The sequence below is a fragment of the Enterobacter sp. DVT3837 genome (assembly GCF_056238685.1).
The window spans coordinates 49,871-76,172 of sequence record NZ_JBWDLA010000001.1 but is presented as its reverse complement, the minus strand read 5'-3'; the positions used below and the strand labels follow the sequence as shown (position 1 = coordinate 76,172).

The following is a 26,302-nucleotide window of genomic DNA, read 5'->3' as shown; positions in this document are numbered from 1 at the left end:
GACGCTTCAAAATTCCTGTCGACAATTCAGCATTCACCGTCAAAAGTTAACTACTTTCATGCGCAGTGAGGAGTGAATATTCATGAAACAAACCGTTTATACCGCCAGTCCTGAGAGCCAGCAGATCCATGTCTGGCGTTTAAATACCGAAGGGTCACTCACGCTGGTGCAGGTTGTTGATGTCCCTGGGCAGGTGCAGCCGATGGTCATCAGTCCGGATAAACGTTTCTTGTACGTGGGTGTGCGCCCGGAGTTTCGCGTGCTGGCCTACCGCATCTCTCCGGACGACGGCGCGCTGACTTACACTGCCGAAGCGCCATTGCCGGGCAGCCCAACCCATATCTCTACCGATCGTAAAGGCAATTTTGTCTTTAGTGGCTCGTATAACGCAGGCTGTGTCAGCGTAACGCGTCTGGAAAACGGTATTCCGGTTGAAACTGTCGATGTGGTGGAAGGGCTGGAAGGTTGCCACTCGGCGAATATCACGCCGGATAACCGTACACTGTGGGTACCTGCATTGAAGCAGGATCGCATCTGCCTGTTTACGTTGAGTGACGATGGTCACCTGGTGGCGCAGACTCCTGCTGAAGTCACTACCGTTGAAGGCGCGGGCCCGCGTCATATGGTTTTCCATCCGAACCAGCAGTACGCCTATGTGGTCAATGAACTGAACAGCTCGGTGGACGTCTGGGAACTGAAAGATCCTAACGGCCAGATTGAGTGCGTGCAGACGCTGGATATGATGCCGTCTGACTTCTCTGACACCCGTTGGGCTGCGGATATTCACATTACGCCAAATGGCCGCCATCTGTACGCCTGTGACCGTACCTCCAGCCTGATTACCGTGTTTAGCGTCTCGGAAGATGGCAGCGTGCTGGCGATTGAAGGCTTCCAGCCAACGGAGACCCAGCCGCGCGGTTTTAATATCGACCACAGCGGTAAATATCTGATCGCAGCAGGGCAGAAATCCCACCACATTGCGCTGTATGAAATCAAAGGCGAACAGGGCCTGCTGGAAGAGAAAGGGCGCTATGCGGTCGGCCAGGGGCCTATGTGGGTGGTGGTTAACGCCCACTAAGCGGCTTAAAACAAAAAACCTCGCGAATGCGAGGTTTTTTTATGCCCGGTGGTCGCCGGGTGAGCACATCAAAACGTAACCAACTTAATCATCATAATATTGGCTTAAGGCGATGTAAATTCATCGTCAACGAAGAAAAGAGAACATGGAATGATTAGAGATTATTATTTATATAATAATCAGTGGTTTATGTGTTTTTGCTTTATGAATTCCTAAACTGATTTTATCTGTTTTTATGTACAGTGGTGATTTGATATCATTCTGTCCGTTGGCTTGATGTGTTGCAGTTCCGCAATTCAGGATCCTTTTTAAGTCCTGGCTGTCGGGTGGTGCCGACGGTGCCTAAACTGCGGAGCACATCAAAACATAACCAACACACCTCTGGTGACAGGCAGCGGAAAGGTAAATCAGAGGAGAAGTGCTCTATACCAAAGGAGTGGCGTATGAGCGGTGTGGAATGGGCAATTCTGTTCCTGCAACTCATGGTTGCGATTATGCAACTATTGGATGCGTATCTTAAGTTTGGTGCCTGACGCATTCAGTCGCAGTAAAAAGGGGGATTAAACTCCCCCTTTTACTCTCATCTTACTGCTTCGGCTCAGCAACCACTTTGCTACCCAGACCGCGGTTGTTGTATTCCCACATGCGGTTGAAGTTAGCGTCGTTCAGGTTGCGCTGCACGTTTCCTTTATCGTCCACCGCACCGGTATTGCCGGAGAACGGACGTTTGGAGATCGCGGCATCCGCCCACGGCTTCGCCATGTTAAAGCCTTCGTTGATCACGCTGTCGCGGATCACCACCTGACCGTTGGTTGCAGAGTCCACATCCAGGGAGCGGCCCAGCTGCGCCACGCCGTCACCGGCAGCGTTAAAGCGGCTGTTTACGGCCAGGAAACCGAAGAACAGGTTAGACTGCGTCGCTGGTGCAAAGACATAGCCTTCCTGCTGAGTACGCGAGTTCACCACGCGGAAGTCGGTGTTATCGAACACCACCGCGCCACGACCGGATACCAGGTCAACATCACCTTCGACGTAGCTGTTAGTCACCAGCGTACGGGTCAGGCGGTTGTTCTGCAGGGTGTTCTGTACACCGCTGTTGGTCACGAAGAAGGTGTTCTGACGGCCGAGAATGTTCACGTTGTTGATCTGTACTTTATCACCATCGCTACGCAGCGCGACGGCCTGATGGTTACCTGCATCGACGCTGTCACCCAGGGTGTTCTGAATGGTCAGGTTTTGCAGCTGCAAGCCATTATTCTGAGACCAGAATACCGCTGAGCACATCACACCAATGGTGGCAGAACGTTTGCTCTGGCAGTTATCAAACATGTACCACGCAGGTTTGCCCGGCATATATTTACCGGCTGGGTTCACCATGTGACGCCAGGCGTTGCTGTCGATTTCTGAATCAATCGCCAGGCCAATTTTTACATCGATCGCTTTTTCGCCCAGACCGTAAAGGGTAATGCTGCCTGGTGCCGCCGGAACGTAAACGGTGCCTTCATATTCGCCTGGCAGGATCGCGATGTACTGGCGAGAAGCGCTGTGCTTCGTGATGGCAGCATCAACCGCAGCCTGAATAGAGGTATGCGTTACACCCTGCGCACCTGCCGGCCCAACGACGAAGTCAGGCTGTTTTGGCAGGTTAATAGAAGACGGTGTCCACGGCGCAGCGTTGGGTTCCATCGCCGAGAAGTAGTGTGCACGGTCGAAGTTCTTCGCTTCATCAGCGGACAAAATCGGACGGGAGGCGGTACCCGGTGCTACCTGCTCAGAAGGCAGCTGATCCGGTGGTGTTGAACTGCATGCGGATAATGTCACGCCAAAGGCGAGTGCTAACGCCAGACGGGAAATCCTGGAAATGTTCAAGGTAAAGCTCCTGGGTATGCAAGTCTTAACGGGATAGACGAAATAGCCTGCTTTTTTATACTAAGTTGAGCGAAACGGGAAGTTAAAAAGGGTAAAAGTTGCATTTTTTGCCCTCGGGGGGCGGGAAAGTCATCACAAATAAATAACATTTTCCATCAGGACGGTTGACAGCGGGCAGTGGATGAAAATAAATGTCTATACAACCCATGACAAGTGGAATACCCATGCAGCAGCTTCATCCCGACGATGTAATATGGCGAAATGCGCGACTGGCAACGATGGATCCGGAAGGCACCGCGCCGTATGGCCTGAAAGAGCAACACGCTCTGGTGGTGCGCGGCCAAACCATTCAGGCCGTGATCCCTGAATCTGAAATACCTTCAGGACACCGTCACAGCGTCGATCTTCAGGGACGTCTGGTTACGCCTGGTCTGATTGACTGCCACACCCATCTGGTATTTGGCGGCGATCGCGCGGCAGAATGGGAGCAGCGTCTGAACGGTGTCTCTTATCAAACAATCAGCGCCCAGGGAGGCGGGATTAACGCTACCGTGACGGCGACGCGCAGCAGTTCACCGGAAACCCTGCTGAAACTGGCGCAACAGCGGCTGCAGCGTTTGATGAATGAAGGTGTCACCACGGTTGAAATCAAGTCCGGATACGGGCTAAACGCCGATGCCGAAGAGAAGATGCTGCAGGTTGCACGCCAACTGAACCTCAATAATCCGGTTGATATCAGCCCAACGCTGCTGGCGGCTCATGCGGTTCCGCCGGAATTCCGACAGGATCCGGATGCGTACCTCACGCTGGTCTGTGAGCAGATATTGCCCGTGCTGTGGCAAAAAGAATTGTTTGAAGCTGTCGACGTATTTTGCGAAAACGTCGGCTTTACCCCGTCGCAAACCGAGCGCCTCTTTAAGGCGGCAACCGCGCTCGGTATCCCGGTGAAGGGGCATGTTGAACAGCTCTCAAATCTGGGTGGCGCAGCGCTTGTCAGCCGATATAAGGGGCTGTCGGCCGATCATATCGAATACCTGGATGATGCAGGCGTTCAGGCGATGGCGCAAAGCGGGACCGTTGCCGTATTGTTGCCGGGCGCGTTCTATTTTCTTCAGGAGCGCCAGCGTCCGCCGGTTGAACAGCTCAGAAAACAGGGGGTACCGATGGCGGTCGCGACCGACTATAACCCCGGCACCAGCCCGTTTGCCAGCCTGCACCTGGCGATGAACATGGCCTGCGTCCAGTTTGGGTTGACTCCTGAAGAGGCCTGGGCTGGCGTCACGCGCCATGCCGCGCAGGCGCTGGGCCGTGGCGCAACCCACGGACAGCTGCGGGCAGGGTTTGTCGCCGATTTTATCGTCTGGGATGCTCGCCATCCGGTTGAGATGGTCTACGAGCCGGGACGCAATCCGCTGTATCAGCGTATTTTCCGTGGGGAGGCAGTATGAGGTTATGGCGGCCGGTAGCCGAAACGGTCTGGCAGGGGCGCGACGACAGCGCCGAGGCCAGCAATGCAATGCGCATTTTCCAGACGATAAAGCAGCAGGGGCAGTTCACGCCGCTTCCATCCGGCATCGCGCTGATAGGCTTTGAATGTGATGAAGGGGTTAAACGCAATCAGGGCAGGCCCGGCGCCGTGCAGGCACCGGATATGCTGCGGAAAGCGCTGGCGAATATGGCAAGCCATCAGGGGCACGAACGGCTGGCGGATATGGGCTCGTTTTATGTTGAAGGCGACAAGCTGGAAGCGGCACAGCAGGCGTTAAGCGATGCCGTCACGACCTGCCAGCAGTCCGGAATGCGTACGCTGGTCTTTGGCGGCGGTCATGAGACCGCGTGGGCGCACGGTCGGGGCATTCTGGATGCGTTCCCGAACGAGCGCGTGGTGGTGATCAATCTTGATGCCCATCTTGACCTGCGCAAGGCCGACCGGGCGACGTCCGGCACCCCGTTTCGCCAGCTGGCGCATTACTGCGATGAGCGCGGGCGGGAGTTTCAGTACGCCTGCTTTGGCGTGAGCCGGGCGGCGAACACGCTGGCGCTGTGGGATGAGGCCGAACGCCTGAACGTCACGCTGGTGGAAGATCTCCATTTCAGGCGCGATGCGCTACCCGCACTGGAAAAGGTGCTGGCGCAGGCCGATCGTATCTATCTGACGATCGATCTGGACGTCCTCCCCGCGAGCGAAATGCCTGCCGTGTCCGCACCGGCCGCGTTAGGCATACCGGTGCTGGATCTTCTGCCGGTTATCGAACAAATCTGCCGCAGCGGTAAGCTACATGCCGCCGATCTGGTAGAGTTTAACCCGCAGTACGATCGGGACGGACAGGGCGCAAAGCTTGCCGCCCGTCTGGCCTGGCAAATTGCTCACTGGTGGGCATAACACTATTCAAGGAGTCACGATGTTTTCACGCTCACCTCTGCCGCAGTCGAGCCCTCCCGCACCTTTCTACGAAAAGGTGAAGCAGGCGATAAGCGAAAAAATCGCCACCGGCGTCTGGCGGCCGCACGACCGTATTCCCTCGGAGGCCGATCTGGTGGCGCAGTTTGGTTTTAGCCGGATGACCGTCAACCGGGCGCTGCGCGAACTGACCGACGAAGGGCTTCTGGTGCGCTTGCAGGGGGTCGGAACGTTCGTGGCGGAACCGAAAGGGCAATCTGCCCTGTTTGAAATCCGCAGTATTGCCGATGAGATCACCGCGCGAAACCATCAGCACCGCTGTGAGGTGCTGGTGCTCGAAGAGACCCAGGCCAGCGCCGAGCAGGCCGTAGAGCTGAATGTCAAAGAGGGGAGCCGGATCTTCCACTCCGTGATGGTGCATTTCGAAAACGACATTCCGGTGCAGATTGAAGATCGCTGCGTTAACGCCGAACGGATACCGGACTACCTGAACCAGGATTACACCCACACCACGCCGCACGCCTACCTTTCGCTTGTTGCACCGCTGACGGAAGGGGAGCACATTGTGGAGGCCGTGCGCGCCACGCCGCAGGAGTGTGAACGGTTGCGCATTAAAGAGCACGATCCATGCCTGCTGATCCGTCGTCGTACATGGTCGTCATCGCAAATTGTGTCGCATGCCCGGCTGCTTTTCCCGGGTAACCGTTACCGGCTGCAGGGCCACTTTATGTCATAAGTTTTAAAAGCGTGATAGCTAACGCAATATAACAAAATTGTATCTTTTTTGTTAAAACTGACCTTGTGTGTGCTTGTCTATACAAGTATATCTAAATGCATCATCTGTCCCGTATGAGGAGCACACAATGTCGTCAGGTAAATACCGCCAGCAGGATGTCCGCGCTCCGCGCGGCACCACCCTTACCGCAAAAAGCTGGCTCACCGAAGCCCCGCTGCGCATGTTGATGAACAACCTTGATCCTGAGGTCGCGGAAAACCCCCACGAGCTGGTGGTCTACGGCGGCATAGGCCGTGCCGCGCGCAACTGGGAGTGCTATGACGCAATTGTAAAATCTCTGACTCACCTCGAACACGACGAAACCCTGCTGGTGCAGTCCGGCAAACCGGTTGGCGTATTCAAAACGCACAAGAACGCGCCACGCGTGCTGATTGCTAACTCTAACCTCGTGCCGCACTGGGCCACCTGGGAACATTTTAACGAGCTGGACGCTAAAGGGCTGGCGATGTATGGCCAGATGACCGCGGGTAGCTGGATCTACATCGGCAGCCAGGGGATTGTGCAGGGCACCTACGAGACCTTCGTGGAAGCCGGTCGCCAGCACTATAACGGCTCGCTGAAAGGCCGCTGGGTGCTGACCGCGGGTCTGGGCGGCATGGGCGGCGCGCAGCCGCTGGCCGCCACGCTTGCCGGCGCGTGCTCGCTCAACATTGAGTGCCAGCAGAGCCGCATTGATTTCCGTCTGCGTACCCGTTACGTCGACGAACAGGCAACCAGCCTGGACGATGCGCTGGCGCGTATCAAAAAATACACGTCTGAAGGCAAAGCGGTGTCGATTGCCCTGTGCGGCAACGCGGCAGATATTCTTCCTGAACTCGTCGCCCGCGGCGTCCGTCCGGATCTGGTTACCGACCAGACCAGCGCTCATGATCCTTTGCACGGTTACCTGCCAAAAGGCTGGACGTGGGAAGCCTACCAGCAAAAAGCGGAAACCGACCCGGAAGGCACGGTGCTTGCTGCCAAACGTTCCATGGCCGAGCACGTCTCCGCCATGCTCGCCTTTAGCAAGATGGGCATTCCTACCTTTGATTACGGCAACAACATCCGCCAGATGGCGAAAGAGATGGGCGTGAATAATGCCTTCGACTTCCCGGGGTTCGTTCCTGCTTATATTCGCCCGCTGTTCTGCCGCGGTATCGGTCCGTTCCGCTGGGTTGCCCTGTCCGGTGACCCGGAGGATATCTACAAAACCGACGCCAAAGTGAAAGAGATTGTCGCGGATGACGAACACCTGCACCACTGGCTGGATATGGCCCGCGAGCGCATCAACTTCCAGGGCTTACCGGCGCGCATCTGCTGGGTAGGGCTGGAGTGGCGGCAAAAACTGGGTCTGGCCTTTAACGAAATGGTGCGCAGCGGCGAAGTCTCCGCGCCGATTGTGATTGGCCGTGACCATCTGGACTCCGGTTCTGTTGCCAGCCCTAACCGTGAAACCGAAGCCATGCGCGACGGTTCGGATGCAGTCTCCGACTGGCCTTTGCTGAACGCCTTACTGAATACGGCCAGCGGCGCGACCTGGGTATCGCTGCACCACGGTGGCGGCGTGGGGATGGGCTTCTCCCAGCATTCCGGGATGGTCATTGTCTGTGATGGAACGGATGAAGCTGCTGCGCGTATCGCTCGCGTGCTGCACAACGACCCGGCAACCGGCGTGATGCGTCACGCAGACGCTGGTTACGAGATTGCCATTGAATGTGCCAAAGAGCAGGGGCTAAACCTGCCGATGATCGCTGCCACACAAGGAAATCATGAATGAACGCCTTAACACTCACCCCCGGCTCACTGACGCTCAAACAACTGCGTAGCGTCTGGCGTCAACCGGTCACGCTCTCGCTTGATGAAAGTGCCCACGCCGCGATCAACGACAGCGTTGCCTGCGTCGAAGCCATTGTTGCCGAAGGGCGCACCGCCTACGGGATTAACACTGGTTTTGGGCTGCTGGCGCAGACACGTATTGCGACACACGATCTGGAGAACTTACAGCGTTCGCTGGTGCTTTCACACGCGGCGGGGGTTGGTCAGCCGCTGGATGATGAGATTGTCCGCCTGATGATGGTGCTAAAAATCAACAGCCTGGCGCGCGGTTTCTCGGGCATTCGCCTGAGCGTGATCCAGGCGTTGATGGCGCTGGTGAACGCAGAAGTCTATCCGTGGATCCCGGCAAAAGGTTCTGTCGGTGCATCCGGCGATCTCGCGCCGCTGGCGCACATGTCGCTGCTGCTGCTCGGTGAAGGGCAGGCGCGCTGGCAGGGTGCGTGGCTTCCTGCGAAAGAGGCGCTGAAAAAAGCCGGGTTGAACCCGATCACCCTGGCGGCAAAAGAGGGGCTGGCGCTGCTGAACGGTACTCAGGCGTCGACGGCATTCGCTTTACGCGGCCTGTTTGAGGCTGAAGATCTGTTCGCCTCAGCAGTGGTGTGCGGTGCCCTGACGACTGAAGCCGTACTGGGCTCGCGTCGCCCGTTTGACGCGCGTATTCACGAGGTGCGCGGCCAGCGTGGGCAAATTGATGCCGCCGCGATGTACCGTCATGTTCTCACCGAAACCAGTGGTATTGCAGATTCACACCACAACTGTGAAAAGGTGCAGGATCCATATTCCCTGCGTTGCCAGCCGCAGGTAATGGGCGCGTGCCTGACGCAACTGCGCCAGGCGGCAGAGGTGTTGCTGGTGGAAGCCAACGCGGTGTCCGATAACCCACTTGTATTCGCGCAGGAAAATGAAGTGGTGTCCGGGGGCAACTTCCACGCTGAGCCGGTGGCAATGGCGGCGGATAACATTGCCCTGGCGATTGCTGAAGTCGGTGCGTTGTCTGAACGTCGCATTGCGTTGATGATGGATAAGCACATGTCTCAGCTGCCACCGTTCCTGGTACGTAACGGCGGGGTTAACTCGGGCTTTATGATTGCCCAGGTGACGGCGGCGGCGCTGGCGAGCGAGAACAAAGCCCTGTCGCACCCGCACAGCGTGGACAGCCTGCCAACGTCAGCGAACCAGGAAGATCACGTTTCGATGGCACCGGCTGCCGGACGTCGTCTCTGGGAAATGGCATCCAACACCCGTGGCGTGCTGGCCGTGGAATGGCTGGCGGCGTGTCAGGGAATCGATCTGCGCGAAGGGCTGAAGTCCAGTCCGCTGCTGGAGCAGGCGCGTCATACGCTGCGCGAGCATGTATCGCATTATGACGACGACCGCTTCTTTGCGCCGGATATTGATAAAGCGATGGCGCTTCTGGAAGAAGGACGGCTGGTGGGGTTGTTGCCTTCGGTGCTGTGATTTTTTGCCCGGTGGCGCTGCGCTTACCGGGCCTACGAGTGCGAAATGTAGGCCGGGTAAGGCGTAGCCGCCACCCGGCTTTTTTTATGAATACATCGCCGTAATCGACGCGCTGCCAAGCGTATGGAAATGCACGTTAAAGCCCACCATCGCGCCGCTCGCCCCTTCATCCACCTCAATCTTGTCCACATCCAGCGCATGCACCGTGAAGATATAGCGGTGGGTTTCCCCTTTTGGCGGCGCTGCGCCACCGTAACCCGCTTTACCAAAATCGGTACGGGTCTGAATCGCGCCTTCAGGCAGAGCAACCAGGCCTGAGCCGGAACCCTGTGGCAGTACGCGTGTGTCGGCGGGCAGGTTCGCCACAATCCAGTGCCACCAGCCTGAGCCTGTCGGTGCATCCGGGTCGTAACAGGTGACCACAAAACTTTTGGTTCCGGCCGGAACCTCGTCCCACGCAAGGTGCGGGGAGATATTATCCCCCTGGTACCCCATGCCGTTGAAAACATGACGCTCCGGCAGTTTTTCACCGTCGCGCAGATCTTTACTGATGATTTTCATACGATTTACCCTCGTTAATCACTCGTGCAGAAAGTGTAATGCATAGGGTTAAATCGCGAAATGCGCGGGAATGTTAACGGCTTCGACGACCGCGTCGGTGAGCTTCCGCAACTGAACGGGCGTAATGATATACGGCGGCATCAGGTAGATAAGCTTACCGAAGGGGCGAACCCAGACGCCACGTTCGACAAAGAAGCGCTGTAGTGCGGCCATATTCACCGGATGGGTGGTTTCAATCACACCAATCGCGCCCAGCACGCGTACGTCCGCCACAAAATTCGCACCCGAGGCGGCGCTCAGCTCTTCTTTCAACTGCGTCTCTATCGCCGCAACCTGCGTTTTCCACTCGCCGCTTTCCAGAATGGCAAGGCTTTCGCTCGCCACCGCGCAGGCCAGCGGATTACCCATAAACGTCGGGCCGTGCATAAAGCAGCCCGCTTCACCGTCGCTTATGGTGTCGGCAACGTGACGGGTGGTGAGTGTGGCGGAAAGCGTCATCGTACCGCCGGTGAGCGCTTTACCCAGACACAGAATATCTGGCGCGATGCCCGCATGTTCACAGGCAAACAGCTTACCCGTACGGCCAAAACCGGTGGCGATCTCATCGGCAATCAGCAGAATGCCCTCGCGATCGCACATCTTGCGGATACGCTTAAGCCACTCCGGGTGGTACATCCGCATCCCGCCGGCGCCCTGCACAATAGGCTCCAGGATCACCGCGGCGATTTCGTGACGATGCGCCGCCATCAGGCGGGCGAAACCGACCATGTCCATCTCGTTCCACTCGCCGTCGAAGCGGCTCTGCGGGGCAGGAGCAAACAGGTTTTCCGGCAGATACCCCTTCCACAGGCTGTGCATGGAGTTGTCCGGATCGCACACCGACATCGCCCCGAAGGTATCCCCGTGATAGCCGTTGCGGAAGGTCAGGAACCGCTGGCGCGTTTCGCCCTTCGCGTGCCAGTACTGCAGCGCCATTTTCATCGCCACTTCCACCGCCACGGAGCCGGAGTCGGCCAGGAACACGCACTCCAGCGATTCAGGCGTCATCGCCACCAGCCGACGGCATAAATCCACCGCGGGCTGATGGGTTATCCCGCCAAACATCACGTGCGACATCTGGTCAATCTGCGCTTTCATCGCCGCATTCAGGCGCGGGTGGTTGTACCCGTGAATGGCCGCCCACCAGGAGGACATTCCGTCAACCAGCGGCTCACCGCTGGCGAGGTGTAGCTCGCAACCGCGTGCCGAAGCCACCGGGTAGACGGGAAGAGGGCGGGTGGTGGAGGTGTAAGGGTGCCAGATATGCTGCTTGTCGAAGGCGAGATCGTCCTGGGTCATAATCGACTTGTAAACCATTTTGAAAAGTTTTAGGTTTACGAGTATAAACCGAACCGAAAATTAACAAAACCCTTTGGAGAAGCCCAATGGCTCACCACGCACGCTGGACGATGTCGCAAGTCACTGAATTATTTAATAAGCCTTTCCTTGAGCTGATGTTTGAAGCCCAGCAGGTACATCGTCAGCACTTCGACCCCCGCCATGTACAGGTCAGTACGCTGCTGTCGATCAAGACCGGTGCCTGCCCGGAAGATTGCAAATATTGCCCACAGAGCGCGCGTTATAAAACCGGTCTGGAATCTGAACGACTGATGGAAGTCGAGCAGGTGCTCGACTCCGCCCGTAAGGCGAAAAACGCGGGCTCGACCCGCTTCTGCATGGGTGCCGCGTGGAAAAACCCGCACGATCGCGATATGCCGTATCTGGAGCAGATGGTGAAGGGCGTTAAGGAGATGGGACTCGAAGCCTGTATGACCCTTGGCACGCTGAATGAAGAGCAGGCGCAGCGCCTCTCTGCGGCAGGGCTGGATTACTACAACCACAACCTCGACACGTCGCCAGAGTTTTACGGCAATATCATCACCACGCGAACCTACCAGGAGCGTCTGGACACGCTGGATAAAGTCCGTGATGCCGGTATTAAGGTCTGTTCAGGCGGTATTGTGGGCTTAGGTGAAACGGTGAAAGATCGCGCGGGCCTTCTGCTGCAGCTGGCGAACCTGCCAACGCCGCCGGAAAGCGTGCCGATCAACATGCTGGTGAAGGTCAAAGGCACGCCGCTGGCGGATAACGAAGACGTGGATGCATTTGACTTTATCCGCACCATTGCGGTGGCGCGTATCATGATGCCGACCTCTTTCGTTCGCCTCTCCGCAGGTCGCGAGCAGATGAACGAACAGACCCAGGCGATGTGCTTTATGGCCGGGGCCAACTCCATCTTCTACGGCTGCAAGCTGCTGACCACACCGAACCCGGAAGAGGATAAAGACGTTCAGCTGTTCCGTAAGCTGGGGCTTAACCCGCATCAGACCGAGGTGCTGACGGGTGATAACGAGCAACAGCAGCAGCTGGAGCAGCAGATATTCAACGCCGACACCGACCAGTTCTACAACGCGGCAGCCGTATGACCTGGCAGGCACGTATCCATTCCGCGCTGGAAGAGCGCCTGGCGGCAGAGGCGTTTCGCGTCCGCAGGGTGGTTGAAAACGGTGCAGGCCGTTTTCTTACCCGTGATAACCGGCAGTTTTGTAATTTCTCCAGCAATGATTATCTCGGGCTGAGCCAGCATCCGGCCATCGTTCGCGCCTGGCAGCAGGGGGCGGAGCGATTTGGCGTGGGCAGCGGCGGTTCAGGACATGTCAGCGGATACACTACAGCGCATCAGGCGCTGGAGGAGGAGCTTGCGGACTGGCTGGGTTACCCGCGTGCATTGCTGTTTATCTCGGGTTTTGCGGCCAATCAGGCGGTTATCGCTGCCCTGATGGGAAAAGATGACCGCATTGTTGCCGACCGTTTAAGCCACGCCTCGCTGCTGGAGGCGGCAAATTTAAGCCCGGCTCAGCTGCGCCGTTTTGCCCATAACGATGCGGGACAGCTTGCTATGCTGCTGGATAAACCCTGCGACGGGCAACAGCTGGCGGTCACGGAAGGGGTGTTCAGCATGGACGGCGACAGCGCGCCGCTTGCCGCGCTGCACGAGGCAGCAAAAAGGCAAAACGCCTGGCTGTTGGTCGACGATGCCCACGGTATTGGTGTGATGGGGGATGAAGGGCGCGGCAGCGCGCACCAGCAAGGCGTGAAGCCGGAACTGCTGATTGTGACCTTCGGCAAAGGCTTTGGCGTGAGCGGAGCCGCCGTGTTGTGCAGTGAGTCCGTTGCTGACTATCTGCTGCAGTTCGCCCGGCATTTGATCTACAGCACCAGCATGCCACCCGCCCAGGCCGTGGCGTTATCTGCGTCAATGGCGGTGATCCGCAGCCAGGAAGGCAAAGAACGTCGTGCGCGTCTGGCGGAGCATATTCAGCGTTTTCGTCAGGGGTTGTGCCATCTTCCTTTCCGCAGTACCGATTCGCAAAGCGCCATCCAGCCGGTGATCGTGGGTGAAAACAGTCTGGCGCTCACGCTGGCAGAGACGTTGCGCGAGAAGGGAATGTGGGTCACTGCCATCCGCCCACCTACCGTACCGCCGGGCACGGCGCGTTTGCGTCTGACGCTGACGGCGGCGCACGAAGCAGAGGACATTTCGGCACTTCTGGAGGCTCTGTATGTCGCCAGTCAATAAACAGGCCATTGCGGCAGCGTTTGGCCGGGCGGCACGCAGCTATTCGCAGCATGATGAACTCCAGCGCCAGAGTGCACGGGGGTTACTGGCTTTACTCGGCGCGAGCCGTTTTGAGCAGGTGCTGGATGCCGGATGTGGTCCCGGCGGGAATAGTCGATACTGGCGCGAGTCGGGAAGCCACGTTACGGCCATTGACCTGTCATCAGACATGCTTGATGAGGCGCGTCATCAGCAGGCTGCGCACCACTATCTGGTGGCGGATATCGAGGCCATTCCGTTGGCTGAGGCACAATTTGATCTGGTCTGGAGCCATCTGGCAGTGCAATGGTGTAACAGCCTGCCACTGGCGTTAAGCGAGCTTTATCGCGTGGCGCGTCCGGGTGGCAAGGTGGCCTTTACCACGCTGCTGGAAAGCTCGCTACCGGAGCTGGATCAGGCGTGGCGAGCAGTTGATGAACAGCCGCATGCCAACCGATTTTTATCGCATGATCAGGTCACGCAGGCGCTGGCAGGCTGGCGCTATCGAAGCACGGTGCAGGTCATCACCCTCAATTTCAGCGATGCCGTCAGTGCCATGCGCTCGCTCAAGGGCATTGGTGCCACGCACCTGCATGCCGGACGCGAGAAAAAGCCTCTCACTCGTGGGCAGTTGCAACACCTGGAGCTGGCCTGGCCACAGCAGCGGGGGCATTTCCCGCTCTCTTATCAACTTTTTCATGGGATTATCGAACGTGACTGAACGGTATTTTGTCACCGGAACGGATACGGAAGTGGGCAAAACAGTTGCCAGTTCTGCACTGTTACAGGCGGCGCGTCAGAGGGGAAAAACAACTGCTGGCTATAAGCCAGTTGCCTCCGGCAGCGAGATGACTGCGGAAGGGTTACGCAACACCGACGCGCTGGCGCTGCAGCGTAACAGCACCCTTAAACTCGACTATTCAGCGGTGAATCCCTACACCTTCGCCGAGCCGACGTCGCCGCACATTATCAGCGCCGATGAAGGCCGACCGATTGATTTCGCCGTGCTGTCTGCCGGGTTGCGGACACTGGAAAACCAGGCAAACTGGGTGCTGGTGGAGGGGGCAGGCGGCTGGTTTACGCCGCTTTCGGACACGCAGACGTTTGCTGACTGGGTACAGGCTGAGCGGCTCCCGGTCATTCTTGTTGTCGGCGTCAAGCTGGGCTGCATCAATCACGCTATGTTGACCGCACAGGCCGTACAGCAGGCTGGACTGCGTCTGGCGGGCTGGATTGCCAACGACGTAGTTGAACCCGGTAAACGACACCAGGAGTATCTGGCTACGCTCAGGCGTGTCCTTCCCGCGCCGTGCCTCGGGGAAATTCCCTGGCTTGCTGACGGCGCGGAAAATGCCGAAACGGGTCATTATCTCGATCTCAGCGTCTTGCTTCCCGCGACATCCAGTGAGCGATGAGCTCGTCATCCAGTTCCTTAACGTGGCCCTGCGCCACGTTACGCCCGCGATAGAGCATACAGAAACGGTCCGCAACCCGGCGGATAAACGACAGCTGCTGTTCAGCTAATAACACCGTCATACCTAACTCCCGGTTTAAGCGCGCCAGCAGCTGCCCCAGCTTCTGTGCAAAGCCATGACCTGCACCATGCATGGGTTCATCCAGAATCAGCATTTGCGGGCGATTCACCAGCGCATTGGCCAGAGCCAACTGATACTGGTCGTCCGGTAAGAGCGCGTTGGCGCGGGTCTGTCGCAGCGCGTAGAGCTCCGGGAAAAGGTCGTAAACATCGCTTTTTGCTTCCGGGTCGGGTTTTCCCGTTGCCCGCATGGCAATATGCAGATTCTCCTCGATCGTTAACTGGGAGAAAATCCGCCTGTCCTGCGGGACATAGCCTATTTTCGGGTCTGAACGTTGTTCTGATGGCGGGTTGAGCAAATCACATGGCGGGGCCCCTGCTTCATGCCAGATAATCGTGCCGCTCTCGACGGGCAATTTGCCGGCGATGCAATTCATGAGCGTGGTTTTTCCCATTCCCGGCAGGCCAACTACACCTGTACACATCCCCTGCGGAAAATCTAAATCCACGTTCCATAGCGTATGTTGGCTTCCGTAAAACTGATTCACTGCACGCAGACTCAACATCTTTCTCTCCTTAAAAATGTGTGTAGGTGAGGCTCGTTTTTGATTCTGCAAAACTCCTGCCATAAACCTGAAAGTGATTAAAAAAAGAGCTTTTTTAGGAGTAAGCCTCAACGTTGCGGGATGACAAATTGACGATTTGCACATCGACGGTGCCGGAGATGTTGAGTTGTGGTGCAAGGCAGGAAATGACGGAAATGTGAGCAAGATCCCATCGGTTGGTTATGAATGACGCAACTGTTAATCATCAAAAAATAGCTATAAAAATTTTTTGTTGCTGTCTCATGGGAAAATCCGGGAATTTGCTGAGCGGCAGTCTGCACGGGCTGGAAGCAGTTATCCACTATTCCTGTGGATAACCATGTGCATTAGAGTTAGAAAACACGCGATAAGCGAGAGAAGACGCGGCTTACGCCCAAATTGGCGCGAAACGCGGCTTTAGGAAATATCGCTTATTATTTAATTGGTTAGATAAAAGCAATTCCCGTAATGAAAGTGTCACCGGTTGCCATAAAACTATCATTACCTGGCTTGACAAATGTTAAAAAATAAAAAGTTCTGGGGATAACCTGGCCCGGGTGGTGTTTTATGTTGTCAGAGTCCAAACTTTGACCGCTATTGCGCTAATCATTCAGACGCTACTCTAAATATCCTGACATGCTACTGGTTTTTCATCCAGTGTTTTTTACTGGCATTCCTGGCAACAAGGAGTAAAATTACTCACCTGCCGCTTATAACGTCATCAGGTTGTCGCCCATGAGTAAACCGTTCAAATTGAATTCTGCTTTCCGTCCATCTGGCGATCAGCCTGAGGCGATCCGTCGTCTGGAGGAGGGGCTGGAAGATGGGCTGGCGCACCAGACGCTGCTGGGGGTAACCGGCTCGGGCAAAACGTTTACCATTGCCAACGTTATCGCGGACCTCCAGCGTCCCACAATGGTGCTTGCCCCCAACAAAACCCTGGCCGCGCAGCTTTATGGTGAGATGAAAGAGTTCTTCCCGGATAACGCGGTGGAATATTTTGTCTCCTACTACGATTACTACCAGCCTGAAGCCTATGTGCCGAGCTCTGACACCTTCATTGAGAAAGATGCCTCGGTAAACGAACACATTGAGCAGATGCGTCTTTCCGCAACGAAGGCGCTGCTTGAGCGTCGTGATGTGGTGGTGGTGGCGTCTGTTTCTGCGATCTACGGTCTGGGCGATCCGGATCTGTATCTCAAGATGATGCTGCACCTGACGCAGGGGATGATCATCGATCAGCGTGCGATTTTACGCCGTCTCGCAGAGCTGCAGTACACCCGCAACGACCAGGCGTTCCAGCGTGGCACCTTCCGCGTACGCGGCGAGGTGATCGACATCTTCCCGGCAGAATCGGACGACATGGCGCTGCGCGTCGAGCTGTTTGACGAAGAGGTTGAACGCCTGTCGCTATTTGACCCGCTGACCGGCCACATCGAGTCGGTGATCCAGCGCTTCACCATCTACCCGAAAACGCACTACGTCACGCCACGCGAGCGTATTGTGCAGGCGATGGAGGAGATCAAAGTGGAGCTGGCCGAGCGCCGTAAGGTGCTGCTGGCGAACAATAAGCTGCTGGAAGAGCAACGTCTGAGCCAGCGAACCCAGTTTGATCTGGAGATGATGAACGAGCTGGGTTACTGCTCCGGCATCGAAAACTACTCACGCTTCCTCTCCGGGCGCGGGCCGGGCGAGCCGCCGCCGACGCTGTTTGATTACCTCCCGGCAGACGGTTTGCTGGTGATCGACGAATCCCACGTCACTATCCCACAGATCGGCGGGATGTACCGCGGTGACCGCGCGCGTAAAGAGACGCTGGTGGAGTATGGTTTCCGACTGCCATCGGCGCTGGATAACCGTCCGATGAAGTTTGAAGAGTTCGAGGCGCTAGCGCCGCAAACCATTTACGTGTCGGCAACGCCAGGCAACTACGAGCTGGAGAAATCAGGCGACGAGGTGGTTGATCAGGTGGTGCGTCCAACAGGGCTGCTGGACCCGGTCATTGAAGTCCGGCCGGTGGCAACTCAGGTGGATGACCTGCTTTCCGAGATCCGCGCCCGTTCCGCAATTAACGAGCGCGTGCTGGTGACCACGCTCACCAAACGCATGGCAGAAGACCTTACCGAGTATCTGGAAGAGCACGGTGAGAAGGTGCGTTACCTGCACTCGGATATTGATACGGTTGAGCGTATGGAGATTATCCGCGATCTGCGTCTGGGTGAGTTCGACGTGCTGGTGGGGATCAACCTGTTGCGAGAAGGTCTGGATATGCCGGAAGTCTCGCTGGTGGCGATTCTGGATGCAGACAAAGAGGGCTTCCTGCGTTCTGAGCGTTCGCTGATTCAGACCATTGGCCGCGCCGCGCGTAACGTTAACGGTAAAGCGATTCTGTACGGCGACAAAATTACGCCGTCGATGGCGAAAGCGATTGGTGAAACGGAGCGCCGCCGCGAGAAGCAGCAGCGCTACAACGAAGAGCACGGCATCATCCCTCAGGGGCTGAACAAGAAGGTGGTGGATATCCTGGCGCTGGGTCAGAACATTGCGAAGACCAAAACGAAAGGTCGCGGCAAGGCGCGTTCAGTGGTGGAAGAGGATACCGTCGTGCTGACGCCAAAAGCGTTGCAGCAGAAAATCCACGAACTGGAAGGGCAGATGATGCAGCACGCGCAGAATCTTGAGTTCGAAGAGGCGGCGCAGATCCGCGACCAGTTGCATCAATTGCGGGATCTTTTCATCGCGGCATCGTAGTGGATTTTGCCCGGTGGCGCAGCGCCACCGGGGATATTTGGTTATCCCAGCGCCTGAATCGCTTTCTCCAGCGCCTCACGCAGCAGGTGGCGGTCATGGCGGTATTTGATGTCTGTGGCCTCCAGCGGCTCCTGCACTACCAGACGATCGCCGATACCGGATACATCAACTTTCGGCCCGACTACCACACCGTCAATGATCTTCTTCCCGACGTAATGCTCCATTAAATTCAGTTTGTCCGGCAGTGACAAGCTCGCCGCTGCAGGGCTCAGCTCACGGCCCAGGTTACCGATGTAAACCATCGGGGCAGGGGTGCGTCGCAGCGCCTGTGCCAGCTCTTTCACCAGCAGAATCGGCATCAGGCTGGTATAAAAACTGCCCGGACCGATCAGGATAAGATCCGCTTCCCCGATTGCCTCCACCGCTTCTCGCGTGGCGGGTACGCTCGGGTAGGTCATTAACTCTGTTGGCGGCAGGACGAGTTGGTCAATATTCACCTCGCCGTAAACTTCATGTCCTTCGGCATCGATTGCCATCAAGTCAACCGGTTGTTCAGACATAGGGATCAGGAATGCATCCACTTTAAGCAGATTACGGATTAAATTGATGGCTTCCAGAGGCCGTACGCTCAGGTGATCAAGCGCCTTTAACATCAAGTTTCCGAGGTTATGCCCGGAAAGTTCGCCATTACCGCCAAAACGGTACTCAAACATCGCCGAAGCAACGCTCGGTTCAGTAATTAACTGGTTCAGACAGTTGCGCATGTCTCCCCAGGCAATGCCGCCTTCGGCACGACGGATGCGTCCGGTTGAGCCACCGTTATCGGTGGTGGTTACTATCCCTGTCAACCTTGAGCCGAGCGACGACAAAGAGGACATCACCCGACCCAGACCGTGGCCTCCGCCAAGAGCGACTACCCGGTCAAGATCCGCAAAAGTGCGATTGCGCATACGTATTCCTTATCACGTTTGATCGCGTAACAGTAACCTAACTACCCCTAAAAGACGATGCCTCAGCCGATGCAAAATGACGTATATCAATGTGAAAGTGCGGTTTTTAGGTATTCTGTAGTGAAAATGCAGGATTGATTCGTTATATAGATGATTATATAGCGAAAAGCGATAATGGCGCAGTCAGAATTTCCGCGCTACTATCGCCATAACCACGTTTTCAAAATTGAAAACATACACTCTAGCCCTTGTGCCTGTGTCGAAAGATATGGCGCTCTGGCCGTGGCGAATTTGCCACCAGGGTACAGAAAGAAATGACTGTGCCTCCCGTATCTGGAAAGGTGTACATGGCTTCACAACTTACTGATGCTTTCGCGCGTAAGTTTTATTACTTACGTCTGTCGATTACCGACGTGTGCAACTTCCGTTGCACCTACTGTCTGCCCGATGGCTACAAACCGGGCAGCGTCACCAATAACGGCTTTCTCTCCGTGGATGAAGTGCGGCGCGTGACGCGTGCATTCTCTGAACTCGGCACGGAAAAAGTGCGTCTGACCGGGGGCGAGCCCTCGCTGCGTCGCGACTTCCCCGACATCATTGCCGCCGTGCGTGAAAACGAACGTATCCGCCAGATTGCGGTCACCACCAACGGCTACCGCATGGCCCGCGATGTGGCGAATTGGCGTGACGCTGGCCTGACGGCGATTAACGTCAGCGTCGATAGCCTGGACGCCCGTCAGTTCCACGCCATTACCGGGCAGGATAAATTCCAGCAGGTCATGGACGGTATCGACGCCGCGTTCACGGCCGGCTTTGAAAAAGTCAAAGTCAACACGGTGCTGATGCGCGATGTAAACCATCATCAGCTGGACACCTTCTTGGCGTGGATCAAATCCCGTCCCATTCAACTGCGCTTTATCGAGCTGATGGAAACCGGCGAGGGCAGCGAGCTGTTCCGTCGTCATCACATCTCCGGCATGGTGCTGCGCGACGAGCTGCTGAAACGCGGCTGGCTCCATCAGATCCGCCAGCGCAGCGACGGCCCGGCGCAGGTCTTCTGTCACCCGGATTACGAAGGGGAGATTGGGCTTATCATGCCCTATGAGAAAGACTTCTGCGCCAGCTGCAACCGTCTTCGCGTCTCCTCCGTGGGCAAACTCCATCTCTGCCTGTTCGGCGATGGCGGCGTGGACCTTCGCGATCTGCTGGAAGACGATGCGCAGCAGGATGCGCTTGAAGCACGCATCTCTGAAGCCCTGACGCATAAAAAACAGACCCACTTCCTGCACCAGGGCAACACCGGTATTACTCAAAACCTGTCCTATATTGGCGGGTAATCAGGCTTAAGAGGGAATCAGAAGATGAGTCAGGTAAGCGCAGAATTTATCCCGACACGTATTGCCATTCTTACCGTTTCCGACCGCCGTGGCGAAGAGGATGATACCTCCGGCCACTGGTTGCGTGATGCAGCCCACGAAGCGGGCCATAAGATCGTTGATAAAGCGATTGTGAAAGAGAACCGCTACGCCATTCGCGCGCAGGTTTCTCAGTGGATCGCCAGCGATGACGTGCAGGTGGTGTTGGTTACCGGTGGTACGGGTTTCACGGCGGGCGATCAGGCCCCCGAGGCGCTGGTCCCACTGTTCGATCGCGAAGTGGAAGGCTTCGGTGAAGTGTTCCGTATGCTCTCGTTTGAAGAGATTGGTACCTCCACGCTGCAGTCGCGTGCGGTAGCGGGTGTCGCGAATAACACCCTGATTTTCGCCATACCCGGATCGACGAAAGCCTGCCGCACCGCGTGGGAAAACATTATCGCCCCGCAGCTGGATGCCCGAACCCGTCCGTGTAATTTCCATCCTCATTTAAAGAAATAAGCTATGTCGCAACTGACCCACATAAACGCCGCTGGCGAAGCGCATATGGTGGATGTTTCCGCCAAAGCCGAAACGGTGCGCGAGGCGCGCGCGGAAGCGTTCGTCACCATGCTGCCGGAGACCCTGGCGATGATTATCGACGGTAGCCACCATAAGGGCGACGTCTTTGCCACCGCCCGCATCGCCGGGATTCAGGCCGCCAAACGGACCTGGGATCTTATCCCGCTGTGCCATCCGCTGATGCTGAGCAAGGTGGAAGTGAATCTGCAGGCGCAGCCAGAGCACAGCCGCGTGCGCATTGAATCACTCTGCCGCTTAACCGGCAAAACGGGCGTGGAGATGGAAGCCCTGACGGCGGCCTCCGTTGCCGCACTGACTATCTACGACATGTGTAAAGCGGTGCAAAAAGATATGGTGATTGGCCCGGTTCGCCTGCTGGCGAAAAGCGGCGGAAAATCCGGCGATTTTAAGGTGGACAGCCATGATTAAGGTGCTCTTTTTTGCGCAGGTGCGCGAGCTGGTGAATACCGACAGCCTGACGCTGGATGCGTCCTTCGAAAACGTTGCCGCCCTGCGCGCGCATCTTGCCGCACAAAGCGACCGCTGGGCGCTGGCGCTGGACGAAGGCAAGCTGCTGGCCGCCGTGAATCAGACGCTGGTGGAATTCACCCATCCGCTGAACGCAGGGGATGAAGTGGCGTTCTTCCCACCGGTGACCGGGGGCTAAAATGGCAGAAACCCGAATTCTGGTAGGTCTTGAGCGCTTCAGCGTCGGTACAGAATATAGCTGGCTGGCCGAGCGTGATGAAGACGGTGCGGTGGTGACCTTCACCGGCAAAGTGCGTAACCACAACCTGGGTGACAGCGTGAAAGCACTGACCCTGGAGCACTATCCTGGCATGACGGAAAAATCGCTGGCGGCGATTGTGGAAGAAGCGCGCGGGCGCTGGCCGCTCGGACGCGTAACGGTGATTCACCGCATCGGCGAGATGTGGCCTGGCGAGGAGATTGTCTTCGTCGGGGTGACCAGCGCACACCGTGGCAGCGCGTTTGCGGCAGGGGAGTTCATTATGGATTACCTCAAAACCAAAGCGCCGTTCTGGAAGCGTGAAGCCACGCCGGAAGGTGACCGCTGGGTTGAATCTCGTGATAGCGACAAACACGCCGCCAGCCGTTGGTAGTCGGTTTACGTGGATGTGTTAATCTTAACGTGTGTGTCAACTTAAACTTAATCAGGAGTGAATCATGGACCGATTTCCGCGTTCCGATTCAATAGTACAGCAGACCCGTAGCGGCCTGCAGACGTATATGGCTCAGGTGTATGGCTGGATGACGGTTGGCCTGTTGCTGACCGCGTTTATCGCGTGGTATGCGGCCAATACACCGGAGCTGATGATGTTTATCTTCTCCAGCAAAATTACCTTCTTTGGGCTGATTATTGCCCAGCTAGCGTTGGTGTTCGTCCTTTCAGGCCTGGTGCAAAAGCTCAGCGCCGGCATGGCGACCACGCTGTTTATGCTCTACTCGGCGCTGACCGGGCTGACGCTTTCCAGCATTTTCATCGTTTACACTTACTCTTCCATCGCCAGTACCTTTGTGGTGACCGGCGGGATGTTTGGGACGATGAGCCTCTACGGTTACACCACCAAACGCGATCTGAGCGGCTTTGGCAGTATGCTGTTTATGGGGCTGATTGGGATTGTGCTGGCGTCTCTGGTGAACCTGTGGCTGAAAAGTGAAGCGCTGATGTGGGCGGTGACCTATATCGGGGTGGTGATCTTTGTTGGGTTGACGGCGTATGACACCCAGAAGCTGAAAAACATTGGTGAGCAGATCGACGTACGCGACAGTTCGAACCTGCGTAAATACGCGATTCTGGGCGCGCTGACGCTGTATCTGGACTTTATCAACCTGTTCCTGATGCTGCTGCGTATCCTCGGCAACCGTCGTTAAGGTTGTTTTGCCGGGTGGCGGCTGCGCCTTACCCGGTATACGAAACTAAAAACGGCAACCTGGTTGCCGTTTTGCTTTTATTTTGCCAACGCCTTCTCGTTCTTCGCTCTCAGCTTTTTCGCCCGACTCTCCAGCATCAGATAACAGACCGTTGCCAGCACCAGCGGCAGGAAGTAATACAGCATGCGGTAGGCCAGCAGGGCAGCGATAATTGTCCCCTGAGAGACATGTTCCCCGGCCAGCAGCGCGATAAACACCGCCTCCAGCACGCCGATCCCTGCCGGAATATGGACAATCACCCCGGCAATACTGCTCACCAGCAACACGCCCAGCACGAAGAAGTAGTTCACATTTTCGCCAATCAACAGCCAGATAATCGCCCCCATCGCCATCCAGTTGGCGCTGGATACCGCCATCTGCAACACCGCGAAGCGCCATGAAGGTAATACCAGTTTTTGCCCTTTAATGGTCATATGACGGCGTTTAGCGAAGGCGCAGGCCCACAGATAAAAAGCGATAATCAGCAGCAACACGATGCCGAGAATACGCAGCGTGGCCTCATCGATATACCAGTGCGCGGGCAACTGCACCACGCCGAGGGTAAAAATCACCCCGCCGAGCAGAATATACCCCAGCCAGTTGGTGGTAATGCTGAGCGAGAAAATGCGCGTGATGGTTCCGCCCGGTAGTCCCAGCCGCGAATAGAGGCGATAGCGCATGCCAATCCCCCCGACCCAGGTGCTTAGCGTCAGGTTAAAGGCATAACATATGAACGACACCAGCATAACCTGGCGTTTAGCCAGCTTGTGGCCGCAATAGGCGCGGCCCAGCAGGTCATAGCAGCCGTACATCAGATAGCTGATAATGACCAACCCAACTGCACCCAGCAGTACCAGCCGGTTGTAGTTGCGGATAACTTTCCACACCTCTTCCCAGTCAACTTTCTGCGCGTACACCACCAGCAGCACGGCGACTGCAACAAAGAAGATCCAGGTGAGGATTTTTTTTGCCAGCCGCCAGCGCGGATGTGATTTTGACATCAGGTTTTCCCTCCGTCTTGCGCTTCAACGCGATCCTGGGTTTCCATTTCAGGTTGTACAGGCGGCTCCACGAGCGCCAGTTTTGGCGTATGTGCCGGCAGCCAGCCGACCATCGCCGGGAAATGGCGCAGGAAGTGGAACACCACCACGCTGATACCCAGGTTCCACCAGGTGCGTTTGGGCACCATAGATTCATCCACGCGCACGCAGTCGTTGACGATCAACGCCTGCAGGTTATCCCGCAGGGTCTGGTTAAACTGGCGATCGTAAATGATCAGGTTCGCTTCAAGATTGAGCGATAAACTTAGCGGATCAAGGTTACTGGAGCCCACGGTTGCCCAGTGATCGTCCATCAGCGCAACTTTGCCGTGCAGCGGGCGACGGCGGTATTCGTAAATCTGCACGCCGCCTTTCACCAGATAGTGATACAGCAGCCGTGCGCCGACTTTGACTATCGGCATATCCGGCTCGCCCTGCACAATCAGCTTCACACGCACACCCCGTCGGGCCGCATTGCGCATGGCATGCAGAAGACGATACCCCGGGAAAAAGTAGGCGTTGGCGATGATCACTTCACGCTTCGCGTTGGCGAGCATCTTCAGATAATGACGCTCAATGTCGTTTCTGTGCTCGGCGTTATCCCGCCAGACGAACAGCGCCTGCGCTTCGCCGGGATTCCGGTTCTCTTCCGGACGATGGCGGCGTTTCCACCAGCGACGTGCAACCTCTTTACCGGGCAAGTTTTCCAGTTCGAACTGCAGGATATCCTGAACCACAGGCCCTTCGATGCGGATCGCATAATCCTGTTTCGCTTCCGGGCCGTAATCGGACATATGTTCAGCGGAGTAGTTAATGCCGCCAACAAACGCCACCGTCTCATCCACCACCACAATTTTGCGGTGCATCCGACGGAAAAGGTTGGTACGCATGCCTAACAGGCGAGTGCCGGGATCGTAGTAGCGGAAGATCACACCTGCTGAAGTGAGTTCATTGACGAAGGCGTCGCTGAGATCCGGTGAACCATAGCCGTCCAGGAGGACTTCAATATTGACACCACGCCGGGCGGCGCGCAGCAGCACGCTGTGCAATTGTTTACCGACCTCGTCTTCGAACCAGATAAAGGTTTCGAGGATCACTTTCTGCTTTGCATGGTCAATCGCTTTGAACACGGCCGGGTAATACTCGTCGCCATTAACCAGCAGCGTGATCCGGTTGCCATCTTGCCAGGAACATTTCATAAGTGGATCTCCGCACTCAGCGGGGCATGGTCGGAGAGATGTCGCCAGTTGAGTAACGCCAGGGCGGTCGGACTGCTGGCGTGAGCATTTTTCACGTAGATCCGGTCAAGACGCAGCAAGGGGAAACGTACCGGAAAGGTGCGCGCGGGTCTGCCGGTCGCGCGGGTGAAAATTTCTTCCAGCCCGGCATTCACTTTCAACGGATGGTTCGCCCGCTGTCGCCAGTCGTTGAAATCACCGGCCACGATCACCGGTTCACCTTCGGGAAGTGCATTAGCCCACTCGGCCAGCATGTTCAGCTGCGCCTGGCGATGGGCTTCGCGCAGACCGAGATGAACACAGCCGACATGGAGGGGAAGCTCAAGGTCGGGCGGAGTGATACGGCAGTAAAGCAGGCCGCGTTTTTCGCTTTCCCCTACGGAAACATCGCGGTTCTCGTAATATTCAATCGGGAAACGTGACAGCACCGCGTTGCCGTGATGGCCTTCCGGATAGACCGCGTTGCGTCCGTAAGCGTAATCACTCCACATGGTGTCGGCCAGAAATTCGTAGTGGGGCGTGTCGGGCCAGTTCTCAACGTGGAGCGGATGCACTTCGTGTGCGCCCATTACCTCCTGCAGGCAAACAATGTCCGCATTGACGGTGCGTACCGCGTCGCGCAGCTCCGGTAAAATGAAGCGGCGGTTAAATGCTGTGAAGCCTTTATGAATGTTTATTGTCAGCACGTTAAGCGAGAAATGCTGCATTTTTGGCGTCATAAGCT

The 26,302-nt window shown here is 56.6% G+C and carries 26 protein-coding genes and 1 riboswitch; of the genes, 18 read left to right on the top strand and 8 right to left on the bottom strand.

Features of this window, described 5'->3' with window-relative positions:
* Positions 1-82 precede the first annotated feature (82 nt).
* Both pgl and tisB read left to right on the top strand, forming a co-directional pair.
* Complete coding sequence (gene pgl, locus AC0XWG_RS00340) at positions 83-1,078, top strand: 6-phosphogluconolactonase (protein WP_028019406.1); 996 nt, start codon at positions 83-85, stop codon at positions 1,076-1,078.
* 443 nt (positions 1,079-1,521) lie between these two features.
* Entirely contained in the window at positions 1,522-1,611 is a 90-nt protein-coding gene (gene tisB, locus AC0XWG_RS00335; protein WP_023332440.1) for a type I toxin-antitoxin system toxin TisB, read from the top strand.
* Positions 1,612-1,663: 52 nt separating this feature from the next.
* Here the strand turns inward: tisB and AC0XWG_RS00330 are convergent, their stop codons facing one another.
* Positions 1,664-2,947: a putative acyl-CoA thioester hydrolase gene (locus tag AC0XWG_RS00330; RefSeq protein ID WP_475680263.1), complete on the bottom strand. Its 1,284-nt coding sequence runs from the start codon at positions 2,945-2,947 to the stop codon at positions 1,664-1,666.
* Between the two features lie 224 nt (positions 2,948-3,171).
* On the opposite strand from AC0XWG_RS00330, the gene hutI reads away from it, so the two are divergent.
* From hutI to hutH, 5 genes are all read left to right on the top strand, one after another.
* Positions 3,172-4,395 carry an imidazolonepropionase gene (gene hutI / locus AC0XWG_RS00325; RefSeq protein WP_475680262.1) on the top strand — a complete coding sequence of 408 codons (1,224 nt, stop codon included), beginning with the start codon at positions 3,172-3,174 and terminating at the stop codon, positions 4,393-4,395.
* Positions 4,392-5,330, top strand: coding sequence for a formimidoylglutamase (gene hutG / locus AC0XWG_RS00320; RefSeq protein WP_475680261.1), 939 nt, complete (start codon positions 4,392-4,394; stop codon positions 5,328-5,330). The genes hutI and hutG overlap by 4 nt, the downstream gene beginning before the upstream one ends.
* A 19-nt stretch (positions 5,331-5,349) precedes the next feature.
* Positions 5,350-6,084 carry a histidine utilization repressor gene (locus AC0XWG_RS00315; protein WP_336212808.1) on the top strand — a complete coding sequence of 245 codons (735 nt, stop codon included), beginning with the start codon at positions 5,350-5,352 and terminating at the stop codon, positions 6,082-6,084.
* A gap of 127 nt (positions 6,085-6,211) precedes the next feature.
* A complete protein-coding gene (gene hutU / locus AC0XWG_RS00310) occupies positions 6,212-7,900 on the top strand; it encodes a urocanate hydratase (RefSeq protein ID WP_049005771.1) in 1,689 nt (562 codons plus the stop codon).
* Entirely contained in the window at positions 7,897-9,417 is a 1,521-nt protein-coding gene (gene hutH, locus AC0XWG_RS00305; RefSeq protein ID WP_475680260.1) for a histidine ammonia-lyase, read from the top strand. Before hutU ends, hutH begins: the two co-directional genes overlap by 4 nt.
* An 84-nt stretch (positions 9,418-9,501) precedes the next feature.
* Here hutH and AC0XWG_RS00300 read toward each other — a convergent pair whose 3' ends face one another.
* Positions 9,502-9,978: a kinase inhibitor gene (locus AC0XWG_RS00300; RefSeq protein WP_108090560.1), complete on the bottom strand. Its 477-nt coding sequence runs from the start codon at positions 9,976-9,978 to the stop codon at positions 9,502-9,504.
* Between the two features lie 48 nt (positions 9,979-10,026).
* On the bottom strand, positions 10,027-11,316 hold the full coding sequence (bioA, locus tag AC0XWG_RS00295) for an adenosylmethionine--8-amino-7-oxononanoate transaminase (protein WP_475680259.1): 1,290 nt from the start codon (positions 11,314-11,316) through the stop codon (positions 10,027-10,029).
* Between the two features lie 86 nt (positions 11,317-11,402).
* Between bioA and bioB the strand changes: the two genes are divergently transcribed.
* Genes bioB through bioD form a run of 4 tightly spaced genes read left to right on the top strand, consistent with a single transcriptional unit; the run spans position 11,403 to position 15,030 of the window.
* A complete protein-coding gene (bioB, locus tag AC0XWG_RS00290) occupies positions 11,403-12,443 on the top strand; it encodes a biotin synthase BioB (protein WP_108090558.1) in 1,041 nt (346 codons plus the stop codon).
* Positions 12,440-13,597 (top strand): 8-amino-7-oxononanoate synthase, encoded by a 1,158-nt coding sequence (gene bioF, locus AC0XWG_RS00285; protein ID WP_407220339.1) that lies wholly within the window; start codon positions 12,440-12,442, stop codon positions 13,595-13,597. Before bioB ends, bioF begins: the two co-directional genes overlap by 4 nt.
* The gene (gene bioC / locus AC0XWG_RS00280; protein ID WP_049006461.1) at positions 13,581-14,336 is read left to right on the top strand and encodes a malonyl-ACP O-methyltransferase BioC; all 756 of its coding nucleotides are present in this window, start codon (positions 13,581-13,583) and stop codon (positions 14,334-14,336) included. Before bioF ends, bioC begins: the two co-directional genes overlap by 17 nt.
* Positions 14,329-15,030 (top strand): dethiobiotin synthase, encoded by a 702-nt coding sequence (gene bioD / locus AC0XWG_RS00275; protein WP_407220340.1) that lies wholly within the window; start codon positions 14,329-14,331, stop codon positions 15,028-15,030. The genes bioC and bioD overlap by 8 nt, the downstream gene beginning before the upstream one ends.
* Here bioD and AC0XWG_RS00270 read toward each other — a convergent pair.
* Positions 14,993-15,715, bottom strand: a complete 723-nt coding sequence (locus tag AC0XWG_RS00270; protein ID WP_028019393.1) for an ABC transporter ATP-binding protein — start codon at positions 15,713-15,715, stop codon at positions 14,993-14,995. The two genes, bioD and AC0XWG_RS00270, sit on opposite strands and share 38 nt — an antisense overlap.
* Before the next feature lie 753 nt (positions 15,716-16,468).
* On the opposite strand from AC0XWG_RS00270, the gene uvrB reads away from it, so the two are divergent.
* Positions 16,469-18,484, top strand: coding sequence for an excinuclease ABC subunit UvrB (gene uvrB / locus AC0XWG_RS00265; RefSeq protein ID WP_049006456.1), 2,016 nt, complete (start codon positions 16,469-16,471; stop codon positions 18,482-18,484).
* A 41-nt stretch (positions 18,485-18,525) separates the two neighbouring features.
* Here uvrB and yvcK read toward each other — a convergent pair whose 3' ends face one another.
* Positions 18,526-19,434 carry a uridine diphosphate-N-acetylglucosamine-binding protein YvcK gene (yvcK, locus tag AC0XWG_RS00260; protein ID WP_028019391.1) on the bottom strand — a complete coding sequence of 303 codons (909 nt, stop codon included), beginning with the start codon at positions 19,432-19,434 and terminating at the stop codon, positions 18,526-18,528.
* A 225-nt stretch (positions 19,435-19,659) separates the two neighbouring features.
* Positions 19,660-19,794: riboswitch (molybdenum cofactor riboswitch) on the top strand.
* Here yvcK and moaA point away from each other — a divergent pair.
* The 6 genes from moaA to AC0XWG_RS00230 all read left to right on the top strand — a co-directional run bounded on the left by moaA (position 19,782) and on the right by AC0XWG_RS00230 (position 23,261).
* On the top strand, positions 19,782-20,771 hold the full coding sequence (moaA, locus tag AC0XWG_RS00255; protein ID WP_032667018.1) for a GTP 3',8-cyclase MoaA: 990 nt from the start codon (positions 19,782-19,784) through the stop codon (positions 20,769-20,771). (Overlaps the previous riboswitch by 13 nt.)
* A gap of 24 nt (positions 20,772-20,795) precedes the next feature.
* Positions 20,796-21,308, top strand: a complete 513-nt coding sequence (moaB, locus tag AC0XWG_RS00250; protein ID WP_475680258.1) for a molybdenum cofactor biosynthesis protein B — start codon at positions 20,796-20,798, stop codon at positions 21,306-21,308.
* 3 nt (positions 21,309-21,311) lie between these two features.
* Positions 21,312-21,797, top strand: coding sequence for a cyclic pyranopterin monophosphate synthase MoaC (gene moaC, locus AC0XWG_RS00245; RefSeq protein ID WP_049008689.1), 486 nt, complete (start codon positions 21,312-21,314; stop codon positions 21,795-21,797).
* Positions 21,790-22,035: a molybdopterin synthase sulfur carrier subunit gene (gene moaD, locus AC0XWG_RS00240; protein ID WP_023310854.1), complete on the top strand. Its 246-nt coding sequence runs from the start codon at positions 21,790-21,792 to the stop codon at positions 22,033-22,035. The genes moaC and moaD overlap by 8 nt, the downstream gene beginning before the upstream one ends.
* A 1-nt stretch (position 22,036) precedes the next feature.
* Positions 22,037-22,489: a molybdopterin synthase catalytic subunit MoaE gene (gene moaE, locus AC0XWG_RS00235; protein ID WP_475680257.1), complete on the top strand. Its 453-nt coding sequence runs from the start codon at positions 22,037-22,039 to the stop codon at positions 22,487-22,489.
* A gap of 64 nt (positions 22,490-22,553) precedes the next feature.
* Positions 22,554-23,261 (top strand): Bax inhibitor-1/YccA family protein, encoded by a 708-nt coding sequence (locus tag AC0XWG_RS00230; protein WP_475680256.1) that lies wholly within the window; start codon positions 22,554-22,556, stop codon positions 23,259-23,261.
* A gap of 77 nt (positions 23,262-23,338) precedes the next feature.
* Here the strand turns inward: AC0XWG_RS00230 and AC0XWG_RS00225 are convergent, their stop codons facing one another.
* The 3 genes from AC0XWG_RS00225 to AC0XWG_RS00215 are packed head-to-tail and all read right to left on the bottom strand — an operon-like array spanning position 23,339 to position 26,297.
* Positions 23,339-24,301, bottom strand: coding sequence for a lysylphosphatidylglycerol synthase transmembrane domain-containing protein (locus tag AC0XWG_RS00225; RefSeq protein ID WP_407220343.1), 963 nt, complete (start codon positions 24,299-24,301; stop codon positions 23,339-23,341).
* Entirely contained in the window at positions 24,301-25,539 is a 1,239-nt protein-coding gene (clsB, locus tag AC0XWG_RS00220; protein WP_475680255.1) for a cardiolipin synthase ClsB, read from the bottom strand. Before clsB ends, AC0XWG_RS00225 begins: the two co-directional genes overlap by 1 nt.
* The gene (locus AC0XWG_RS00215; RefSeq protein WP_028019383.1) at positions 25,536-26,297 is read right to left on the bottom strand and encodes an endonuclease/exonuclease/phosphatase family protein; all 762 of its coding nucleotides are present in this window, start codon (positions 26,295-26,297) and stop codon (positions 25,536-25,538) included. Before AC0XWG_RS00215 ends, clsB begins: the two co-directional genes overlap by 4 nt.
* Between the last annotated feature and the right edge of the window lie 5 nt (positions 26,298-26,302).

Bases quoted from the DNA above. Each gene is read 5' to 3' on its own strand.
- pgl (WP_028019406.1), top strand. From the start codon at position 83: ATGAAACAAACCGTTTATACCGCCAGTCCTGAGAGCCAGCAGATCCAT.
- tisB (WP_023332440.1), top strand. From the start codon at position 1,522: ATGAGCGGTGTGGAATGGGCAATTCTGTTCCTGCAACTCATGGTTGCG.
- hutI (WP_475680262.1), top strand. From the start codon at position 3,172: ATGCAGCAGCTTCATCCCGACGATGTAATATGGCGAAATGCGCGACTG.
- hutG (WP_475680261.1), top strand. From the start codon at position 4,392: ATGAGGTTATGGCGGCCGGTAGCCGAAACGGTCTGGCAGGGGCGCGAC.
- AC0XWG_RS00315 (WP_336212808.1), top strand. From the start codon at position 5,350: ATGTTTTCACGCTCACCTCTGCCGCAGTCGAGCCCTCCCGCACCTTTC.
- hutU (WP_049005771.1), top strand. From the start codon at position 6,212: ATGTCGTCAGGTAAATACCGCCAGCAGGATGTCCGCGCTCCGCGCGGC.
- hutH (WP_475680260.1), top strand. From the start codon at position 7,897: ATGAACGCCTTAACACTCACCCCCGGCTCACTGACGCTCAAACAACTG.
- AC0XWG_RS00300 (WP_108090560.1), bottom strand. From the start codon at position 9,978: ATGAAAATCATCAGTAAAGATCTGCGCGACGGTGAAAAACTGCCGGAG.
- bioA (WP_475680259.1), bottom strand. From the start codon at position 11,316: ATGACCCAGGACGATCTCGCCTTCGACAAGCAGCATATCTGGCACCCT.
- bioB (WP_108090558.1), top strand. From the start codon at position 11,403: ATGGCTCACCACGCACGCTGGACGATGTCGCAAGTCACTGAATTATTT.
- bioF (WP_407220339.1), top strand. From the start codon at position 12,440: ATGACCTGGCAGGCACGTATCCATTCCGCGCTGGAAGAGCGCCTGGCG.
- bioC (WP_049006461.1), top strand. From the start codon at position 13,581: ATGTCGCCAGTCAATAAACAGGCCATTGCGGCAGCGTTTGGCCGGGCG.
- AC0XWG_RS00270 (WP_028019393.1), bottom strand. From the start codon at position 15,715: ATGTTGAGTCTGCGTGCAGTGAATCAGTTTTACGGAAGCCAACATACG.
- uvrB (WP_049006456.1), top strand. From the start codon at position 16,469: ATGAGTAAACCGTTCAAATTGAATTCTGCTTTCCGTCCATCTGGCGAT.
- yvcK (WP_028019391.1), bottom strand. From the start codon at position 19,434: ATGCGCAATCGCACTTTTGCGGATCTTGACCGGGTAGTCGCTCTTGGC.
- moaA (WP_032667018.1), top strand. From the start codon at position 19,782: ATGGCTTCACAACTTACTGATGCTTTCGCGCGTAAGTTTTATTACTTA.
- moaB (WP_475680258.1), top strand. From the start codon at position 20,796: ATGAGTCAGGTAAGCGCAGAATTTATCCCGACACGTATTGCCATTCTT.
- moaC (WP_049008689.1), top strand. From the start codon at position 21,312: ATGTCGCAACTGACCCACATAAACGCCGCTGGCGAAGCGCATATGGTG.
- moaD (WP_023310854.1), top strand. From the start codon at position 21,790: ATGATTAAGGTGCTCTTTTTTGCGCAGGTGCGCGAGCTGGTGAATACC.
- moaE (WP_475680257.1), top strand. From the start codon at position 22,037: ATGGCAGAAACCCGAATTCTGGTAGGTCTTGAGCGCTTCAGCGTCGGT.
- AC0XWG_RS00230 (WP_475680256.1), top strand. From the start codon at position 22,554: ATGGACCGATTTCCGCGTTCCGATTCAATAGTACAGCAGACCCGTAGC.
- AC0XWG_RS00225 (WP_407220343.1), bottom strand. From the start codon at position 24,301: ATGTCAAAATCACATCCGCGCTGGCGGCTGGCAAAAAAAATCCTCACC.
- clsB (WP_475680255.1), bottom strand. From the start codon at position 25,539: ATGAAATGTTCCTGGCAAGATGGCAACCGGATCACGCTGCTGGTTAAT.
- AC0XWG_RS00215 (WP_028019383.1), bottom strand. From the start codon at position 26,297: ATGACGCCAAAAATGCAGCATTTCTCGCTTAACGTGCTGACAATAAAC.